Here is a 19,047-nt window from a genome sequence, read left to right as displayed (position 1 = left end):
ATCGATGGTGAGATTCAGCCGGGTTGCCGCGCACGCGGTTCCGCTGACGGTCGGCGCGATGCTGCTGACCACGGGGGTCTCGGCGGCGCAGCCGTCCATGGTGGACGCGGCGGCCGCGCGCACCGAAGCGGGCATCAGCGCGCTGCAGAGCATCAAGAAGAGCCTGAGCCCCGCCGAGCGCAAGCAATCGAGCCAGCTGGTCGTCGAGAAGCGGTTGCGGGCCGACCGGTCGCTGGCCGCGAAGCTGCCCGACTACCGCTCGGGTGTGGGCGTGAGCAACGCCGGCACCGTCTCGGTCGACATCGTCTCCTCCCGCGACCAGGCTGTCGCGAACGCCGTCAAGGCGGCGGGCGGCACCGTCCGCTACGCCTCGCCGGACGGTGCCGTCCGCGCCGACCTGCCGCTGTCCGCGCTGGACGCGATCGCCGGCCGCGGCGACGTCGCCGAGGTCAAGCCCGCTGCCCAGGCCACGACCTGGAGCGAGTCCGGCAACCGCGACTTCCGCGCCGCGCTGGCCAAGCAGGCCGTCGCCGCGACGCAGGTGTCCGAAGGGGACAAGGCGCACGGCGCCGACACCGCCCGCACGACGTACGGCGTCAGCGGCGCCGGTGTCAAGGTCTGCGTGCTCTCCGACGGCGTCGACTCGCTGGCGAAGTCGCAGGCCGCCGGCGAGCTGCCCGCGGTCGACGTCCTGTCCGGCCAGAAGGGCAGCGGCGACGAGGGCACCGCGATGCTGGAGATCATCCACGACCTCGCGCCCAACGCCACGCTCGGCTTCGCGACCGCGTTCACCAGCGAGGCCAGTTTCGCCGCGAACATCCGCGCGCTGCGCAGCACCGGCAAGTGCCAGATCATCGTCGACGACGTCTCCTACTTCGACGAGTCGCCGTTCCAGGACACGCAGGTCGCGCAGGCGGTCAACGACGTGACCGCGGCCGGCGCGCTGTACTTCTCCTCGGCGGGCAACTCGGGCAACGCGACCGACGGCACCAGCGGCTACTACGAAGGCGACTTCCGCGCGTCGTCGTCGAAGATCAGCGGCGTCACCGGCACCCCGCACGACTTCGACCCCAGCAGCACCACGCAGAACTTCGACGCGCTCTCGGCGGGTTCGCTCGGCCGCCCGGTGACGCTGTTCTGGTCCGACCCGTGGGGCAAGTCCGCCAACGACTACGACCTGTTCATCCTGAACTCCTCGGGCAGCGTCGTCGCGTCCAGCGAGAACGCGCAGACCGGTTCGCAGAACCCGTACGAGATCGCGTCCGTGCCGACCAGCGGCTCGGGGTACAAGGTGGCGGTCGTGAAGTACAGCGGCGCCGACCGGTTCATCGCGCTGAACGTCATCCGCGGCCGCTTCGTGGCTTCGGGTTCGCTCAAGGCGTTCAGCACCAACGGAGTCACGAACGGCCACTCGGCGGCGGTGAACGCGTTCAGCGTGGCGGCGGCCCCGGCCGCGGCGGCGTTCGGCCGTCCCCTGGAGACGGGCGACCCGGCCAACCCGGCGGGCCCGTACCCGGGCCTGTTCACGGCATCGAGCAAGTGGGAGCGGTTCTCGTCGGACGGCAAGCGCCGCCTGTTCTACAACGCGGACGGCACGGCGATCACGCCGGGCAACGTGTCCTCGACGGGCGGCACGGTCCGCAACAAGCCGGACATCACGGCGGCCGACGGAGTGGCCACATCGGTGAGCGGCTTCCAGCCGTTCTTCGGAACCTCGGCGGCGGCCCCCCACGCGGCGGCGATCGCGGCCCTGCTGCTGTCGGGCAAGCCGACGGCCACCCCGGCCCAGATCCGCACGGCCCTGGTGTCGAGCGCAATCGACCTGGGAGCCCCGGGCTTCGACACGGTGACGGGCACGGGCGTGATCATGGCGGGCCCGGCACTGGCGGCACTGGGCGTGCAGCCCAAGTAGCAGTTTTCGGTGACGGAACGGCCCGGCAAGCACGCTGCTCGCCGGGCCGTTCCCGGTTGTCCACAGGCGGGCGGCGATGTGGATGGATGAGGCGGGACAACGCCATTCCGCCTGTTTTGTCCGTGGGCGGCGATAGACTGGGCCTGGGGACGCCCCCCTGGGAGCGGCGGGGGCTGCTGTGGTGGGGGCTGCTGTGGTGGGGGCTGCTGTGGTGGGGGCTGCTGTGGTGGGGGCTGCTGTGGTGGGGGCTGCTGCAGCAGCGGGGCTCGGCGGCGGGAGCTGCAGTGGCGGCGTGGGCGGCGGCACTGAGACTCCGGACCGACTTCGCCATCAGCTTTGGGTCGCCGATACCCAGCACTAGCCGGCCGCCCGGGGCCGGCACCCGGCTGACCTCCGCGAACGCCGCGGCCAGGTCGTCGATGAAATAGATCGTGTTCGTCGAGACGATCGCGTGCACCGCATCGTCCGGCAACTGCAGCTTCGTCATCGACCCTTCGTGCAGCTGCCGGTAGCGATCTCTGTGCGGAACGTCGTGCGGGCTCGGGAAATCATCGTTGCCGAAATGTCCACGCCGTGGACCGTCTGCGCGGAGCAGGAGTGCCAGGCCCAGGCCGCCGCCGAAGCCGATGCCCAGGGCGCTCTCGGTGCCCTTCAGCTCCAAGGCCGCCACCCGTTGCGGTGGTTCAGCATCGCGCCCACCAGACGGCCGCGCAGGCCGCTAAGGTGGCCGAGTTGCCGGGCCGGCCCGGCCTCGAAACGTGCGCGAAGTCCCATGCCAGCAAGCCTAGGAGGCACAGTGGCGAAAACCGCCGTCGTGACCGGAGCCGGGTCAGGGATCGGGCGGGCCGTGGCCCGGGCCCTGCTCGGTGATGGCTACCGGGTCGCCCTTGCCGGGCGGCGGGAGGCCGCCCTTGCCGAGACCGCCGCCGGGGTGGGGGACGCCCTTGTCGTCCCCACCGATGTTGCCGACGAACAGCAGGTCGAAGCCCTCTTCGAGACCGTCCGTGCGCAGTGGGGACGGCTCGATCTGCTCTTCAACAACGCCGGGGTCAGTGCCGCCGGCACCGTGGCCGACCTCTCCGTCGACGACTGGAAACGGACCGTCGACGTCAACCTCACCGGGATGTTCCTCTGCGCGCGGCAGGCCGTGCGGCTCATGAAGGAGCAGGACCCGCGGGGCGGCCGGATCGTCAACAACGGCTCCATCTCCGCCCACGTGCCGCGGCCCGCCAGCGTCGCCTACACCGCCACCAAGCACGCCGTCATCGGGCTGACCCGGTCGATCTCGCTGGACGGCCGGGCCTGGAACGTCGCCTGCGGGCAGATCGACATCGGCAACGCCGCCACCGAGATGACCGAGCCGATGGCCGCCGGCATCCCGCAGCCCGACGGCCGGATCGTCGCCGAACCCACCTTCGACGTGCGGCACGTGGCCGACGCGGTGCGGTACATGGCCGGGCTGCCGCTCGAAGCCAACGTCCAGTTCCTCACCGTCACCGCGACGACCATGCCCTACATCGGCCGCGGCTAGGGAATCACCCGCGCCTTCCGGAACTCGTCGAACAGGCGGTAGAACATCTGCTCGGTCTCCACGTACTCGTGGAAGCCCGCGCGGCGCGCCTTCGACGTGTCGGCGAACACGTCGTAGTCCCAGCCGAACACGAAGTCGCCGAACGCCCACGAGGCCGAAACGTCCGCATAGGACACCGACAGCCCGTGCCGCTCCACCATGGACGTCCACAGTGGACCCTTGTCGGCCATCACGTCGGCCAGTGACATCCGCAGCGGCGGCGCCACCTCCAGGTCGAAGTACGCTGCCAGCTTCGGCCACAGCTCGCGCCAGCGGAACAGGTCGCCGTTGGCGATGTTGAACGCTCCCTGCTGCCCGGTCGCCCACACCGTCGCCGACGCCAGCAGGCCCGCGTCGGTCATCTCCAGGAGGCTGTCGTACGCGCCGGGCTTGCCCGGGAACCGCAGCGGCAGGCCGAGTTCCTTCGAGATCGACGCGTACACCGCGATCACCAGCGCCAGGTTCATCGGGTTGCCCAGCGCCGTGCCGCCGACCACCGACGGCCGGATCGCCGACCACGTCCAGCGGCCCGCGCGCCGCTCGAGGAACTGCTGCTGGTCGACGTTGAACTCCGGCGGCATGTGCCCGGCGTCGGTCTCGCGCGCCGGCGTCTTGAACGGGCCGAGGTGGGCGCCGTAGACCTTGTAGCCCTGCATCAGGCTCACGTGCTCGAGACCGGGCGCGGCCGCTTCGAGCGCGTCGACGACGTTCGTCAGCATCGCCAGGTTCGGCGGCACCAGCTCCGCCCACGTCGGCCGGTCCTGGTAGGCCGCGTAGAACAGATGCGTGACGCCGGTCAGCGATCCGAGCTTCGCCTGCGTGTCGGCCGGGTCGAGCAGGTCGACGGCGATCGTCCCGGGCCCGCCGCGGCGGGAGAGGCCGACGACGTCCCAGCCGCCGTCCGCGCGCAGGTGCTCCACGAGATTCCGGCCGATGATCCCGTTGGCCCCGGCCACCACTGCTGTCTTGCGTTCCATGCCTCCAGGCTCGGCGGCGCCGCGGCATAAGTCCAAGGCTTAGTAGTCACCATGTCGATAAACTGAGTTCATGACAAGCCTGCGGCAGCTGGAGTACCTGGTCACCGTGGTCGACACCGGCTCGTTCACCCGCGCCGCCGAGCAGCTGCACGTCACGCAGCCCGCGTTGTCCCACCAGATGCGGGCGCTGGAGCGCAGCGTCGGCGGGCCGCTGCTGGAGCGGCTCCCCCGCGCCGTCCGGCTCACGCCGATGGGCCGGGCGATGCTGCCGCACGCGCGGGCGGCGCTGGCCGACGCCGAACGCGCGCGCTGCGCCGCCCGGCTGACGTCCGGCACGACGGCGGGCGAGCTGCAGGTCGCCACGGTGTATTCGGTGAGCCTCGGCGTGCTCCCGCCCGCGTTGCGCGTGTGGCGGCGCGACCGGCCCGACGTCGACGTCCGGCTGATCGAGTTCCGCCACGCCGGCGAGCTGCGCGACGCGATGAACGCGGGTGAGGCCGACGTCGCGCTCGGGCCGTGCCCCGGCGACTGGGCCGGGCCGGTGCGGGAGCTGGGCGTCGAGGAGTTCGTCGTGGTGCTCCCGGCCGACGGCGCCCGCGAGGACGACGACACCGGCGTGGTCGACCTCGCGACGCTGGCGGACTGCGCGTGGGTGCACTACGCGCCCGGCAACGGCCTGGCCGAGCTGGTCGACGCGACGTGCGCGGCGGCGGGCTTCCGCCCGCGCGCGGCGGTCCGCACCGAGCAGACGGCGGCGGCACCGATCCTCGCGGCGGCGGGCCTGGGGCCGGCGCTGGTCCCGGCGAACGTCCTCCCGGCCCGCTTCGACGGCCGCGTGCTGCGGCCGAAGGTGCCGGTCCGGCGGACGCTGGCCGCCTACACGCGTGCCGCTCCCGACCCGCTGACCGGGGCGTTCATCGAGACTGTCGCCGAGCACGCCACGGTCTAGAGGCGCGCCCGCCAGGGATGCGCGTCGTCGAGGGCGTCGGCGAGCCAGCGGCGCTGATCGGCGTCGAGGACCGGCAACGCCTCGGCGAAGTCCTGTTCGTCCTTGGGCCGGATGTCGCGGGACTTGGCCAGCAGCTGGACTTCCGGGGCCAGGTAAGGGATGCCGTCCGCCGACACCTCGCCGATCCGGGCGATCGGGCGCCGCATGGCCGGGTTGCGGCGCGAGACCCACTCGCCGCCGTCGGTCTCGTCGAGCATCACCTGGATCCGCCACGGCGCCGACGGCCCGGGGCGGCACCACACGTCGTCGATCCCGGCCGGGAGGAACTCGCCGCGGCGCCACGGCCGCAGCGTGCCGGGCGGGTCCGCGGCCCACCATTCCCACGACGCCAACGCTTCCTGTACCGCGAGCTGGTCGCGCCGGAGCAGCAGGACGTCCACGTCGGCGTGCTCGCGGAACGCGTGGCCGACGGCGAATTCGATCGCGTAGCCACCCGCGATCCACCACGGGACGCCGATCTCCGCGAACAGCGTCGCCACCTCGGACGGCGACGCCGGATCCCAGGTCACGAGAGACCGATTCCGGCCAGCACCGGCCCCGTGAACGGGGTCGCCGTCACGTCGTGGACGCGCGCGGACCAGACCGCGTGGCCGTGGCCCGACCACAGCGGGGCCACCGGCAGGTCGCGCAGCAGCTGGTTCTCCACCAGCCGGTACAGCTCGCCCGCCTCCTCCGGGGTGGCCGCCGCGTCGGCCAGCGCCAGGTTCTGGCGGAAGACGTCGTCGGTGTACCCCGCGGCCGTGGCCAGCTCGGACAGCAGCTCGTACGGGCTCGCCGTGGCCAGCTTGACGTCCAGTGTGGACGGACCGTCCGGCTGGCCCGCCTTCGGTGACGCCGTCACGGAAACGTCCAGTGCCTTGTGCAGCCCGACCACCAGCTCCCGGGTCCACGTCTCGGCGCCCGGTCCGAAGTAGACGGTCGTGCCGCCGGGGAAGGCCGCCTGCTTCAGCAGTGCCTTGCCCGCCGCCGCGTCGAAGCTGCACGGGCGGCACGTGCCGGCGCGCTCGCCCGGGGCGTTCACCGGCGGGAGCAGCGCCTTGGCCGGGTCGGCCTGGTGGGCCAGCGGACCGGCCTCCAGTGCCGCGCGGTCGACGCCGAGGGCGAAGCCGTGGCGGACCGTCGCGTCCGCGAACTGTGGGTTCTGCACCGGGAACACCAGGTAGGCGGCCTCGGGCAGGGCCCAGCTCGCGTGGCGGTTGCCGAAGTCGCCGTGCATGGCTTCGTGCTTCTCGCCGGGGACCTCGGCCGCGAGGTCGAGCGTTCCCGCCTTCACCTCGTCGTACTGGGCCGCGGGCTCGCCGACCCGCAGTTCGATCTCCGCGGCCTGGCCGGCGCCGACCCGCTTCAGCGTCCCGCCCGAGCCGGGCTTCCACGGGCCGTCGAGGCGGTAGGGGCCGTTGCCGACCGGTGCCTTGGCGAAGCCGTTCCAGTCGCGGGAGGCCAGCACCGACGACGGCAGCGGCACCAGGCCCGGCGCCGACAGCAGTGCCGGGACCTGGCCGGACGGCCGGTCGAGGACGATCGAGAGCGTGTCCGGCGCCGTCGCGGTGATTTCCTTGGCACGCAGCAGTTTCGTCAGCACCGGCGAGGACACCCAGTGCGCCTCCGCGACCGCCTTCCAGGTGTCCACATAGGACTGCGCGGTGACCGGGGTGCCGTCGTGGAACGTCGCGGGCCGCAGCTTGACCGTCCAGTGCACCCGGTCGGCGCTGGTGATCGACTCGGCCGCGCGCGGCGTGACCTTCCCGGACACCGCGTCGTAGTCGGCCAGCGGAGTCCACAGCGCGCCGGTCACCAGCCGGCCCGCCTGGTCGGCGAGGTCGGCGGGGAGCAGCGTCGCGGGCTCCCGGATGCCGACGGTCAGGACACCGGGACGGGCGGAGTCGGAGCCGGAGCAGCCGGTGACGGCGAGTGCCAGGGCGGCGAGCAGGGCGAGCAGGCGCATGCGCCAGTCCTACCAGGCGGGTGGCAACGAAAGACGGTTGTGTCCGGTTGATCGCCGACGTACCGTTCGGTTGGTCACGCTCGGAGCGTTCTGGGAGGTTTCGCGTGCGCACCTGGTTACGGTCGTGCTTCGCCGCCGTCACCGTCAGCGCCACGCTGGTCGCGACCGGGTTGCCGGCCGCCGCCTGCGGCGAGGACGACAAGCCCGCGGTCCCGGCCGCCCGCACCGCGGGTGACCCGGGCGCGATCAAGAACGTCCGCTCGGTCGGCAACGTGCCCGACGCCGCCGGCGCCATCTCGATCAACTTCCTCGACTACGGCCGCCGCGACGTGATGGTCGTGTCCGGCGAGTTCGGGCTCAAGGTCTACGACCTGAAGAACCCGGCCGCGCCGAAGCTGGTCGGCCAGGTCAGCCTGCCGGGCCTGTGGGAGACCGAGGACACCGAGGTCGACCAGGACCGCAAGCTGGTCTTCCTCTCCCGCGACCCGCGGGCGTTCGGCGGCAACACCCACACCGGCGAGTCCGGCATCTACGTCGTCGACGTCTCGAAGCCGGAGGCCCCGGCGATCCTCAGCTACGTCAAGGTGCCGGCCGGCCACACCACCAGCTGCGTCGACGGCTGCCGCTACCTGTGGACCGGCGGCCCGGCGAAGGCCGACGGCATGCCCGCCGACTGGGGCGGCCGTCCGATCTGGGTCACCGACATCCGCGACCCGAAGCACCCGAAGGTCAACCCGGAGCCGATCGAGCTGGCCCGCAACGACGGCAAGACCGACTACGTGCACGACGTGCAGGTGGACGGCAACGGCGTCGCGTGGGTGTCCGGGCGCGGTGGCGTCCGCGGCTACTGGACCAACGGCATCCACCGCGACCCGCTCACCGGCAGGATCCGGCGCGCGACGGCGCACGAGCCGGTGCCCTACGCCGGTGGCGGCATCGCCGAGACGGCGGCGCCGTCGCGGTTCATGCACAACAGCTTCCACCCGGCCGGGCACCGCGTCGGCGACGGCGCGTGGCGGGGCCAGGACCTGATCTACGCGACGGAAGAGAACTTCGTCGACGGCTGCGCGGGCGACGGCGTCCTGACGATCTCCTCGCTGGCCGGTTCCTACCACGGCGAAGGCTGGCGCTCGACGCCGGAGAAGCCGTTCCGGCTGCAGAGCGTCGGCACGTGGAGCGTCGAAGGCCAAGAGGGCAGCGACCCGGCCTCCGACGACTGCTCCGCCCACTACTTCGACGTCCGCGGCAAGATCCTGGTGCAGTCGTTCTACGCGCAGGGGACGCGGTTTCTCGACGTCAGCGACCCGACCAACCCGCGCCAGATCGCCTACTACCGTCCGGGCGACGCTAGCGCGTGGGCGCCGTACTGGCACGGCAAGTACGTCTACGTCGCCGACAACGCCCGTGGCGTGGACATCCTGCAGCTGACCGCCTAGGACCTCAGCCAGACCGCGGTGCCGGCCGGCAGCTCCCCGCCGCCGGCCGGCCCGCTGGCCAGCAGGATTTCGCCGTCCGGGAGCGGGATCGGCGCGGCCGAGAAGTTCAGCACGAACGTGAACCCGCGGCGGAACGCCAGCACGTCGTCGCCCAGGGACAGCCAGGTGAACTCACCGGCCGGAAGCTCCCGCCGCAGGCGCAGCCCGGTCCGGTAGAGCGACAGCATCGACGCCGGGTCCGCCGCCTGCGCCTCGGCGGTGAACGCGCGCCACTCCGGCGGCTGGGGCAGCCAGGTGCCGCCGGAGCCGAAGCCGAACGGCGGCGCGTCGCCGGACCACGGGAGCGGGACGCGGCAGCCGTCGCGGCCCGGGTCGGCGCCGTGGGTGCGGGCGAAGACCGGGTCCTGGCGCAGCTCGTCCGGGAGGTCGAGGACTTCCCACAGTCCCAGCTCTTCGCCCTGGTAGACGTAGAGCCCGCCGGGCAGGGCCAGGGTCAGCAGTGCCGCCGCGCGGGCCCGGCGCGTGCCCAGTTCGAGGTCGACCGGCAGTTCGTGCCGCCGGTTGGCGAAGCTGAATCCGGTGTCGCCGCTGCGGCCGTAGCGGGTGACGTGCCGGGTGACGTCGTGGTTGGACAGCACCCACGCCGCGGGGGCGCCGACTTCGTCGTGGGCCTGCAGGGTGCGGGTGATGACGTCGCGGAAGCGACCCGCGTCCCACGGGCAGACGAGGAAGTCGAAGTTGAATGCCGAGTGCAGTTCGTCGCGGCGCAGGTAGCGGGCTGCGCGCGTCGGGTCCGGCAGCCACATCTCGCCGACCAGCACGCGTTCGCCCGGGTAGCTGTCGGCGATCTTGCGCCAGGTCCGGTAGATCTCGTGCAGGCCTTCCTGGTCGGAGAACGGCGTTTCGTCGCCGTCGTCGACGTCGGGCAGGCGGGGGTCCTTGACCAGGCCGTCGGCGACGTCGATGCGGAAACCGTCGACGCCGCGGTCGAACCAGAACCGCAGGATGTCCTCGAACTCGGTGCGGATATCGGGGTTGTCCCAGTTGAAGTCCGGCTGGCGGGGGCTGTAGAGGTGCAGGTACCACTCGCCGTCCGGTACGCGTGTCCAGGCGGGGCCGCCGAAGCGGGATTTCCAGTTGTTCGGCGGCTCGGCCCCGTCCGGCCCGCGGCCGGGACGGAACCAGAACCGCTGCCGCTCGGGGGATCCCGGGCCCGCGGCGAGGGCGGCCTGGAACCAGCGGTGTTCGTCGGAGCAGTGGTTGGGGACGATGTCGATGATCACCCGGAGGCCGCGGGCGTGTGCTTCGGTGATCAGTGCTTCGGCTTCGGCGAGGGTGCCGAAGAGGGGGTCGATGTCGCGGAAGTCGGCGACGTCGTAGCCGCCGTCGGCCATCGGGGACGGATACCACGGGGTGAACCAGATCGCGTCGATCCCCAGGCCGGCCAGATGGTCCAGCCGGGCGCGGACGCCGGCGAGGTCGCCGATGCCGTCGCCGTTGCCGTCGGCGAAGCTGCGGACGTAGAGCTGGTAGATCGCCGCGCTCCGCCACCAGCCGGTCTTGTCGGTCACGAATGTGTCCCTCCTGATCGGGTTCAGCCCTTGAGGCCGCCGGCGGTCAGCCCGGCGAGGATGTGCCGCTGGAACGCCAGGAACAGCGCCACCATCGGCAGGCTGGCCAGCACCATCCCGGCGACGAGCACGTTGAGCGGCATGTCGATCGCCACCCGTTGCAGCATCACCGAAAGCGTCTGCTTCCCGGTGTCCGGGAAGACCAGCAGCGGCCAGATGAAGTCCTTCCACGCGGTGACCACCGCGAGGATTGACACGACGGCCAGGATCGGCCGCGAAATCGGCAGGATGATGCGCCAGAGTGTGCGCACCGGCCCGGCGCCGTCGAGGCGCGCGGCTTCGATCAGCTCGTCGGGGATCTGGTCGAAGAAGCGTTTCAGCAGGTAGATGTTGAACGCGTTCGCCGCCGCCGGCAGCCAGACCGCGGCGGGCGAGTCGATCAGGTCGAGGTCCGTCACCGTCACGTACGTCGGGACCAGCAGCGCGGCCGCGGGCAGCATCAACGTGGCCAGCATCAGGCCGAGCACGACGTTGCCGAACTTCGGCCGCAGCTTCGACAGCGCGAACGCGGCCGGGACGTCGATGGCCAGCTGGGCCAGCCATGCGCCGCCCGCGACCACCAGCGTGTTGAGGAAGTACTTGCCGAGGTTGAGCTGCTCCCAGGCGTCGGCGAAGGTTTCCGGGTGCCACTCGTGCGGGACGAGCGTCGCCGGGGTCTGCGCCAGTTCCTGCGGTGACTTCATCGCGCCCGTCACCGCCCAGTACAGCGGAAACAGGAACGCGAGGACGAACACGATGAGCGTGCAGGTGAAGACGACGCCGTAGACGAGCTTGCCGCGCCGGGTGCGCAGCGCGCCGGGGGAGACGAGGGTTCTCATGCGCGGTCCGCATTCCGCGTCAGCCGGACGTACCAGGCCGAGAACACGCCGAGCGCGGCGAACAGCAGCAGGCTCATCGCGCTGGCCGCGCCGAAGTCGTTGTAGACGAAGGCATAGCGGTACAGCAGGAGCAGCACGGTGACCGTCGAGTCGTCCGGGCCACCGCCGGTCATCACGTACGGCTCGGTGAACACCTGCATCGTCGCGACGATCTGCAGCAGGAGGAGCACCAGCAGCACGAACCGGGTCTGCGGGACCGTCACGTGCCGCAGGCGCTGCCACAATCCCGCGCCGTCCAGTTCCGCGGCTTCGTACAGCTCGCCGGGGATCGTGCCGAGCGCGGCCAGGTAGATCAGCGTCGTGCTGCCCATGTTCGCCCAGGTCGAGACGAACACCAGCGACAGCATGGCCGTGCCGGACGAATCGAGCCACTCGCCGCCGGGCAGGCCCACCGCGCCGAGCGCGGAGTTGAACAGGCCGGGACCCGGGTCGTAGAACCACTTCCACATCAGCGCCGTGACGACCGGCGGCAGCATCACCGGCAGGTAGACCGCCAGCCGGAAGAAGGCCTTCGCGTGGCGGAGTTCGTTGAGCAGCACCGCGGTCAGGAACGGCACGGCGAAGCCGAAGACCAGCGCGAGCCCGGTGAACAGCAGCGTGTTACGCCAGGCGACGCCGAACAGCGGGTCGGCGAACAGCTTCTCGAAGTTGCCGAAGCCGACCCACGCCGGCGCGCCGACGAAGTCGACCTGCTGGAAGCTCAGCAGGATCCCGCGCACGATCGGGTACCAGGAGAACAGGGCGAACACGACCAGTGCGGCGCTGAGCAGGCCGTAGGCGGTCAGGTTCTCCTTGAGCGTACGGCTACTTGACCTGGGCGAGGACACTGTCGACCTTCGAGGCGGCGGACTTCAGCTGCTGGTCGATGTCGACGTTCGGGTCGGTGAGCACGGCCTGCATGACACTGTCGAGCACGGCGTAGACCTGCTGCGCGTTCGGCGGCTCGATGCTGCCACGGATCCGGCTTGTCGTGTCCACATAGGACTTGAAGTTCTCGGCGGGAACGTTGGCGTACTTGGCCTTGAGGGCCAGCTGCCGCTCGCGGACCGCGCCGGTCCAGACGTCCGGCGTCGGCTCGGCGGGCAGGCCGACCGGCTGCTTGCCCTCGGCGTACTGCTGGAGGTGCTTCTCGAAGCGGTCGGGGTTGAGGTACTTCCACTGGATCCATTCGAGGCCCGCCTTGATCTTCTCCTGGGAGGCCTTCGGGTTGATCATGTAACCCTCGCCGCCGAGCAGGGTACCCTGGCCGCCGGGCATGCCGGCGATGCCGTAGTCGGCGTACTTGCCGTTGAACTGCTTGACCAGCACGGGAATGTTGTCCGGGGCGGCCATGTACATGCCGAGCCGGCCGGCGCCCATCATGCGCTGGACGTCCTGGGCTTCGAGCAGCTGCTTGGCGCCCATGGAGTTGTCGGTCCAGCGCATGTCGTGCAGGTACTGGAGGGCTTTCCGGCCCTTGTCGTTGTCGAAGTCGGCAACCCACTTGCCGCCGTCCTGGCGGGCGACGGCGCCGCCCAGCGAGTAGAGCCAGCCGGTGAGGTGCCAGCCACCCTGGTTGTTCTTGCTGTAGTCGGCGTACCCGACGATCCCGTTCCCCAGCGCGGAGATCTTCTTCGCGGCTTCGCGGACTTCGTCCCAGGTCCGCGGCGGCTGGTCGGGATCGAGCCCGGCCTGCCGGAACAACGGGCGGTTGTAGAGCAGGCCCATCGTGTAGTTCATCGTGGGCAGGCCGTAGAGACGGCCTTTCGCGTCGCGGAAGTTGTCGAGAAGCTCGGGCTTGAGGTCTTTGACGTGCGGGACGCTCTTCACGGCTTCGGTGATGTCGGCGGCCTGGTGCCGGGCGATGATCTGCGCGGGATCGGTGAAGTAGACGTAGTAGACGTCTTCCAGCTGCCCACCGGCCAGCTTCGCCGAGAAGGTCTTCGGATCCATGAACCCTTCGTGCGGCTCGATGTCGACGTCCAGGTGCGCGGCCTCGAACTCCTTGACATCGGCATCGAAGACACCGCGCTCGAACGGCTGACTGGCCGGCGGCTGCCCGGTGACGGTGATCTTGACTTTGCCGCCGGCCTGCGTGGTGTCGCCATCCCCGCAGGAGGCGGAGCCGAGGGCAAGCCCTCCGACGACGGCAAGGCAGAACATGCGACGGGACCAGGGACTGCTCATCTCAAGCCTCTTCTCGAGTGGCGTCACGTGATTGCGGTCACTCTAAAGTGGGAGACGTGGGAGCGCAATAAGGCGACTGGAATCTGCAAGTTACGAACAGAGGGTTGTCCACAGGGTGGTGGTGATGTGGACAGGTGGGCGGCCGGTTGGGCTTGTGCCCGGTTTTCGGCGGGGGCGGCGATAGACTGGGCCTGGGGACGCCCCCCTGGGAGTGGCGGGGGCCGCTTCGGGGCCGGGCCGGGTGGCTCAGCCGGCCGCTTCCTCTGACTTTGGCCTTGATCAGCTCGCTGACCTGCGCGGATGCTGGGACATTGGAAGCGGCTGCGCTGGGTCCGCGACACCGCCTACCGGCGGCGAAGACCACTCCCGGATCCGCACCGTGCTTTGGCTGCCTCCCGCAACCTCGCCGTCAGAGTCACCGGCAACGCCGGCATCATGCGAACACTCCGTCGCCTGGCTCGCGATGCTGCCCGCCCTCTGCGGAGTCACTTCCATGACCAGCACAAACGGCTTTGCCGCCGAGGTCGGGGTGTCATGAACGACTCGTTCATGACGCCGGATGAGGTGAACGCGTCGTTCACGACATCGCCTACCGCGAAGACCCACTCCCGGATCCGCACCGTGCTTTGGCTGCCTTCGCAACCTCGCCGTTAGAGTCACCGGCAACGCCGGCATCACGTGAGCACTCCGTCGCCTGGCTTGCGATGCTGCCCGCCCTCTGCGGAGTCACTTTCATGACCAGCACAAACGGCTTTGCTGCTGAGGTCGGGTTGTCGTGAACGACTCGTTCATGACGTCGGATGAGGTGAACGAGTCGTTCACGACATCGCCTCCCGCGAAGACCACCCCCGGATTCGCACCGTGCTTTGGCTGCCTCCCGCAACCTCGCCGTCAGAGTCACCGGCAACGCCGGCATCATGCGAGCACTCCGGCGCCTGGCTCGCGATGCCGGCCCCTCTGCGGAGTCACCCCCATGACCAGCACAAATGACTTTGCTGCCGAGGTCGGGTTGTCGTGAACGACTCGTTCATGACGTCGGATGAGGTGAACGAGTCGTTCACGACACCGCCGCGGCGCGCGACCGCCCGGAGGCCACAGGTCGCCGCTGTACCGCACTCGCGCAGCAAACGCCGCAGCAGGCGGCTGGCAGGCAGGGCCCGGGCAGGACGCGGGGCGGCCGGTGGAGGGCCGTGGGTCACGGCTCGCGCACTACCCAGCTCACCGAAGGCCCGGAAGATGCCGGGAACCCGACCTCAGGCGATATGCCGAGCCGTCGACCCCCGGACCACCAGCTCCGGAGCGAACAGCAGTTCCTCCGCCGCCACCTCACCACCGTTGATGCGCTTCACCAGCAACTCCACCACCGCACGCCCCATCGCCTCGATCGGCTGGCGGGTCGTTGTCAACGGCGGGTCCGTGCAGTTCATCAGGGCCGAGTCGTCGTAGCCGACCACCGAAACGTCCTCCGGCACCGAAAGCCCCTGCCTGCGGGCCGCGCGGATGGCGCCCAACGCCAGCAGGTCGCTCGCACACAACACCGCCGTCGCGCCGCGGGGGTACAGGCGGGCCGCTGCCGCGTGGCCTCCCTCGATCGAGAACATTCCGTGCTCCACCAGCTCGTCACTCACCGGCAGGCCCAGCTTGGCCGCGTACGACCGGAATGCCTCCAGCTTGCGGCGGGACGGCACGTGGTCCGATGGGCCCAGGACCAGGCCGATCTTCTCGTGGCCGAGCGAGCTCAGGTGCCCGACGACCTGCTCGACCGCCACCGCGTCGTCGCACGACACCTGGGGCAGGCCCAGGTGGTCGACCGCCGCGTTGATCAGGACCGTTGGGAGCCTGCGCTCGACCAGGTGGTGGTAGTGCGAATGGATCGCGTCCGCCTGCGCGTACAGCCCGCCCGCGAACACCACACCCGACACCTGCTGCTGCAGCAGCAGCTCGACGTACTCCGCCTCCGACACCCCGCCCGCGGTCCGCGTGCACAGCACCGGCGTGAACCCCTGCTGGGCCAGCGCGTTGCCCATGATCTCCGCCAGCGCCGGGAAAATCGGGTTCTGCAGCTCCGGCAGCACCAGCCCGACCAGCCGGGCCCGTTCGCCGCGCAGCTGCGTCGGCCGCTCGTAGCCCATCACGTCCAGTGCGGTGAGCACCGCCGCCCGGGTGCTCGCCGACACCCCGGGCCTGCCGTTGAGCACCCGGCTGACCGTGGCTTCGCTGACCCCGACCTGGCGGGCGACTTCGGCAAGGCGACGCGTCATGGCCGAAACTTTACAGCAGCGAAGTGCAAAAGCAGGACGTGCCAAACCGTCGAACAACGGTCACCGGACCCGCACATCCGCTTCCTAGCTTGGGCTTCGTGACCAGCACCCTCTCGAAAGCCACCCGCACCCGGGGTCTCACCGTGCTCTTCGGGCTCGCCCTGGCACTGGCGGCCTATCGCGGCTTCCGGATGCCGGGCGACTGGGCCGCGACGCTCGAAGCCGTCTCGGTGACCGACGGCTTCCACCGCCGGTTCCTCGTCGGCACCCTGCTCCATCCGCTTGCCGTCGCGACGGGGTACGCGTACTGGGTCTTCGCGGCCGCCGCCTTCGCCGTCCTCGCCGCGTTGCTCGCCGTGCTCACCGCCGCCTTCGTCCGCGGGCGGCAGCCGGTGCTGGTCGTCGGCTGGCTGCTGCTGCCTGCCGGCGGGTTCCTCTTCCACGAGGTCGGCTACTTCGACCAGGTGCTGTACCTGCTGCTGTTCGCCGCGCTGTGGCAGCTGCCGCGCCGTCCCGCGGTGGCGTCCGGGCTGATGACGGCCGCGGTGTTCACCCACGAAATCGCGGCGCTCACCGTGCTCCCGGTCTTCGCGGTCGTGCTGGTGCGGCGGTTTCCGGTGCGGAGCACGGCGATGCTGCTCGCCGCACCCGTGGCCGCCGAACTCGCCGTCCTGGCGCTCCCGGCGTCGAGCGAGGGTGCCACCGAACGGCTTCGGCACGCGATGGCCGGGGCGGACTTCACCCCGCGGGCCGACGCGCTCGCGTTGTTCGACCGCACGCAGAGCCAGAGCTGGCAGCTGTATTCGATCACCGAGGTCCTGCTGTACGTGGCACCGATCCTCGTCGTGGTGGTAGCCGGTTTCCTGACCCAGCGGCGGGACGTGCTCGCCGTCGCGGCCGTGGCGGCCCCGGCGCTGCTCGCGTTCGCCGGCTGGGACTGGGCGCGCTGGGGATTCCTGCTGGTGACCAACTTCGTCCTGCTGCTGTGGCTGGGGCCGCCGCGGGACTTCCGCCCGCTGCCGCTGCTCGGCGCCTCCCTGCTGCTCGCGCACCTGCCGCTGCCGTACTTCGACGCACAGCACCCGCGTGACCTGTCCTGGCGGGACCTGACGGCCTTCGCCGGTCAGGCGTTCTCGACGCCGCGGGGGAACCGCACCGTGAACACGGCCCCGCCGTCGTTGTGCACCGTCAGCGATCCGCCGTGCACCAGCACGTTCTCCCGCGCGATGGCCAGCCCGAGCCCGCTGCCCGCGGTCGCCTGACGCGCGTGGTCGCCCCGGGTGAACCGGTCGAACAGGATCGGCAGCAGCTCCTCCGGCACGCCGGGCCCGGCGTCGGCGACGCGCACGACGACGTCGTCGCCGGTGCCGTCGAGGGTGACGGTGACCGGCGCGGCGCCGTGCCGGACGGCGTTGCTCAGCAGGTTCGCCACCACCGTGTGCACCCGCCGCGGGTCGGCGACGACCGTGACGTCCCCGTGCACGGTGACGCCTGCCTCGGCGCCGCTGACCTCGGCGGCGCCGGCGACCAGGTCGGCGAGGTCGACGGGCGCCACCCGCAGGTCGGCCTTGCCCGCGTCGAACCGGGCGATCTCCAGGAGGTCTTCGACGAGCTTCGCCAGCCGCCGCGCCTGCGCGCCGAGGATCTCGGCGGCGCGGCCGCGGGTGGCGGGCTCGGCGTGGTCGAGACTGTCGACGGTGGCGATCATCGAGGCGAGCGGCGTCCGCAGGTCGTGGGCGACATCGGCGACGAACCGCCGCTGCTGGCGGTCCTTCGCGTCCAGCCGCGCGGCCATCGCGTTGAACGACGTGGCAAGGGCCGCGACCTCGTCGCGACCCTTGACCGCGACACGGGTGTCGAGCGCGCCGGCGCCCAGCTCGTCGGCAGCCGCGGACAGTGCCTGGATGGGACGGCGGACCCGGCGGCCGACCAGGAAGGCGACGCGACGCCGAACACGCTCACCCCGAGCGCGATCAGCGCCAGGTTGCGGCGCAGCACGCCGAGGTCGGTTTCGAGCACGCCGAGATCGAAGAACTCGACCAGGAAGTAGTCGGTGCCGGGAAAGTCGCGGCCCACGACCAGCGCCGGGCGGCCGGTCTCCGGGTCCGTGGTGTTCGCGGTGTTCAGCGCGACCCCGGTGGCGGAGCGGGAAAGCACCGCCGCTTCGACCGGCCGCAGCAGTTCCTCCGGGGTCTCGGTGGCGACCATCGGCGGCGGCCCCAGCCAGACGACCTGCCTTCCGGCGAGTTCCAGCGGCGCACGGGCGATCGTGGTGTACGGCTTGCCGGGTGGTTTGCGCACGAGCAACCAGCCGACCGGCAGCATCCCGAGTTTCGCCACGAGTGCGTCGGCCTGCTTCTCGGGCCGGGCCCCGTCGAGTTCCCGCTGCAGGTCGATTCCCTCGTCGACCACCCGGGACGTGGCGGAGATGGTGAATGCCTGCACGGTGTCCTCGGACTGCACCTGGTAGGCGAAGAACGCCATGACCGCGGTCGCCGTCGTGGTCACCGCGACGATCGCCGCGACGATCCGCGTCCGCAGGCTGACCGCCGGGAGCCTCACTTCGTCACCAGCCGGTAGCCCAGGCCGCGGACCGTGCGCAGCAGCACCGGATTCGCCGGGTCGGCCTCGACCTTCGCGCGCAGCCGCGCGACCGCCGCGTCGACGATCCGCGAGTCGCCGACGTAGCCGTAGTCCCACACGCGCTTGAGCAGCACCTGGCGGCTGAGCACCTGGTTCGGGTGCTCGGCGAACTCGACCAGCAGCCGGATCTCCGTCGCGGTCAGCGCCAGCTCCTCGCCACCGCGGGTGACGCTCATCGCGGCCGCGTCGATGTCCAGCTCGCCCACGCGCAGCAGCCCGGCCTCGGGTGCCGCCGGCCGGGCGCGGCGGCCGATCGCCTTGATCCGCGCGTCGAGCACCCGCGGTTCGGCCGGCTTGACCACGTAGTCGTCGGCGCCGCATTCGAGCCCGGCGACGACGTCGATCGGATCGCCGCGCGCGGTCAGCAGCACGATCGGCAGCCGGCTGCGGGCGCGGATGCGGCGGCAGACCTCGAAGCCGTCGATGCCGGGCAGCATGACGTCCAGGAGGACGAACTCGGCGTCGCCGAGTGCGGTCAGCGCCTGCTCGCCGGTCGGGGCGTGGACGACGTCGTGCCCCAGCGCCCGCAGGGCCAGTGACAGGGCTTCGGCCAGGGCTTCGTCGTCCTCGACGAGCAGCAGACGCGGCACTGGTCCTCCCCCGGGACGATCTCCCGGCG

Annotated in this window: 15 protein-coding genes and 1 pseudogene; 5 read left to right on the top strand and 11 right to left on the bottom strand. The window is 71.1% G+C overall.

Features of this window, described 5'->3' with window-relative positions; genetic code table 11:
* Positions 1-4: 4 nt before the first annotated feature.
* A complete protein-coding gene (locus tag ABJI51_RS34855; RefSeq protein WP_348955350.1) occupies positions 5-1,912 on the top strand; it encodes a S8 family peptidase in 1,908 nt (635 codons plus the stop codon).
* Here the strand turns inward: ABJI51_RS34855 and ABJI51_RS43625 are convergent.
* Positions 1,866-2,582, bottom strand: coding sequence for a class I SAM-dependent methyltransferase (locus ABJI51_RS43625; RefSeq protein ID WP_431605691.1), 717 nt, complete (start codon positions 2,580-2,582; stop codon positions 1,866-1,868). The two genes, ABJI51_RS34855 and ABJI51_RS43625, sit on opposite strands and share 47 nt — an antisense overlap.
* 102 nt (positions 2,583-2,684) lie before the next feature.
* Here ABJI51_RS43625 and ABJI51_RS34850 point away from each other — a divergent pair, with 102 nt between their 5' ends.
* Positions 2,685-3,443: an SDR family oxidoreductase gene (locus ABJI51_RS34850; protein WP_431605690.1), complete on the top strand. Its 759-nt coding sequence runs from the start codon at positions 2,685-2,687 to the stop codon at positions 3,441-3,443.
* Here ABJI51_RS34850 and ABJI51_RS34845 read toward each other — a convergent pair.
* The gene (locus ABJI51_RS34845) at positions 3,440-4,459 is read right to left on the bottom strand and encodes an SDR family oxidoreductase (RefSeq protein WP_348955348.1); all 1,020 of its coding nucleotides are present in this window, start codon (positions 4,457-4,459) and stop codon (positions 3,440-3,442) included. The two genes, ABJI51_RS34850 and ABJI51_RS34845, sit on opposite strands and share 4 nt — an antisense overlap.
* A gap of 70 nt (positions 4,460-4,529) precedes the next feature.
* On the opposite strand from ABJI51_RS34845, the gene ABJI51_RS34840 reads away from it, so the two are divergent.
* Positions 4,530-5,408, top strand: a complete 879-nt coding sequence (locus tag ABJI51_RS34840) for a LysR family transcriptional regulator (protein ID WP_348955347.1) — start codon at positions 4,530-4,532, stop codon at positions 5,406-5,408.
* On the opposite strand, the gene ABJI51_RS34835 is transcribed toward ABJI51_RS34840, so the two are convergent.
* Both ABJI51_RS34835 and ABJI51_RS34830 read right to left on the bottom strand, forming a co-directional pair.
* Positions 5,405-5,977, bottom strand: a complete 573-nt coding sequence (locus ABJI51_RS34835; protein ID WP_348955346.1) for a nucleotidyltransferase domain-containing protein — start codon at positions 5,975-5,977, stop codon at positions 5,405-5,407. The two genes, ABJI51_RS34840 and ABJI51_RS34835, sit on opposite strands and share 4 nt — an antisense overlap.
* Positions 5,974-7,413: a peptide ABC transporter substrate-binding protein gene (locus tag ABJI51_RS34830; protein ID WP_348955345.1), complete on the bottom strand. Its 1,440-nt coding sequence runs from the start codon at positions 7,411-7,413 to the stop codon at positions 5,974-5,976. The genes ABJI51_RS34835 and ABJI51_RS34830 overlap by 4 nt, the downstream gene beginning before the upstream one ends.
* Positions 7,414-7,517: 104 nt before the next feature.
* Between ABJI51_RS34830 and ABJI51_RS34825 the strand changes: the two genes are divergently transcribed.
* Positions 7,518-8,849: an LVIVD repeat-containing protein gene (locus tag ABJI51_RS34825; RefSeq protein ID WP_348955344.1), complete on the top strand. Its 1,332-nt coding sequence runs from the start codon at positions 7,518-7,520 to the stop codon at positions 8,847-8,849.
* Here the strand turns inward: ABJI51_RS34825 and ABJI51_RS34820 are convergent.
* From ABJI51_RS34820 to ABJI51_RS34800, 5 genes are all read right to left on the bottom strand, one after another.
* On the bottom strand, positions 8,846-10,420 hold the full coding sequence (locus ABJI51_RS34820; RefSeq protein ID WP_348955343.1) for a glycoside hydrolase family 13 protein: 1,575 nt from the start codon (positions 10,418-10,420) through the stop codon (positions 8,846-8,848). The two genes, ABJI51_RS34825 and ABJI51_RS34820, sit on opposite strands and share 4 nt — an antisense overlap.
* Before the next feature lie 23 nt (positions 10,421-10,443).
* The gene (locus ABJI51_RS34815) at positions 10,444-11,298 is read right to left on the bottom strand and encodes a carbohydrate ABC transporter permease (protein WP_348955342.1); all 855 of its coding nucleotides are present in this window, start codon (positions 11,296-11,298) and stop codon (positions 10,444-10,446) included.
* Positions 11,295-12,185: a carbohydrate ABC transporter permease gene (locus tag ABJI51_RS34810; protein ID WP_348955341.1), complete on the bottom strand. Its 891-nt coding sequence runs from the start codon at positions 12,183-12,185 to the stop codon at positions 11,295-11,297. The genes ABJI51_RS34815 and ABJI51_RS34810 overlap by 4 nt, the downstream gene beginning before the upstream one ends.
* The gene (locus tag ABJI51_RS34805) at positions 12,163-13,524 is read right to left on the bottom strand and encodes an ABC transporter substrate-binding protein (protein WP_348955340.1); all 1,362 of its coding nucleotides are present in this window, start codon (positions 13,522-13,524) and stop codon (positions 12,163-12,165) included. Before ABJI51_RS34805 ends, ABJI51_RS34810 begins: the two co-directional genes overlap by 23 nt.
* A 1,253-nt stretch (positions 13,525-14,777) precedes the next feature.
* Entirely contained in the window at positions 14,778-15,785 is a 1,008-nt protein-coding gene (locus ABJI51_RS34800) for a LacI family DNA-binding transcriptional regulator (RefSeq protein ID WP_348955339.1), read from the bottom strand.
* Positions 15,786-15,883: 98 nt separating this feature from the next.
* Here ABJI51_RS34800 and ABJI51_RS34795 point away from each other — a divergent pair, with 98 nt between their 5' ends.
* Complete coding sequence (locus tag ABJI51_RS34795; RefSeq protein ID WP_348955338.1) at positions 15,884-17,047, top strand: hypothetical protein; 1,164 nt, start codon at positions 15,884-15,886, stop codon at positions 17,045-17,047.
* Here ABJI51_RS34795 and ABJI51_RS34790 read toward each other — a convergent pair.
* Both ABJI51_RS34790 and ABJI51_RS34785 read right to left on the bottom strand, forming a co-directional pair.
* Positions 16,987-17,661 (bottom strand): annotated as a pseudogene (locus tag ABJI51_RS34790) (HAMP domain-containing sensor histidine kinase); the annotation flags it as partial. The gene ABJI51_RS34795 and the pseudogene ABJI51_RS34790 sit on opposite strands and share 61 nt — an antisense overlap.
* A 682-nt stretch (positions 17,662-18,343) precedes the next feature.
* The gene (locus tag ABJI51_RS34785) at positions 18,344-19,018 is read right to left on the bottom strand and encodes a winged helix-turn-helix domain-containing protein (protein WP_348955337.1); all 675 of its coding nucleotides are present in this window, start codon (positions 19,016-19,018) and stop codon (positions 18,344-18,346) included.
* Positions 19,019-19,047 lie beyond the last annotated feature (29 nt).

This window comes from Amycolatopsis melonis (genome assembly GCF_040064235.1).
Classification (GTDB): Bacteria; Actinomycetota; Actinomycetes; order Mycobacteriales; family Pseudonocardiaceae; genus Amycolatopsis; species Amycolatopsis melonis.
This window is presented reverse-complemented; position numbering and strand designations above follow the sequence as displayed.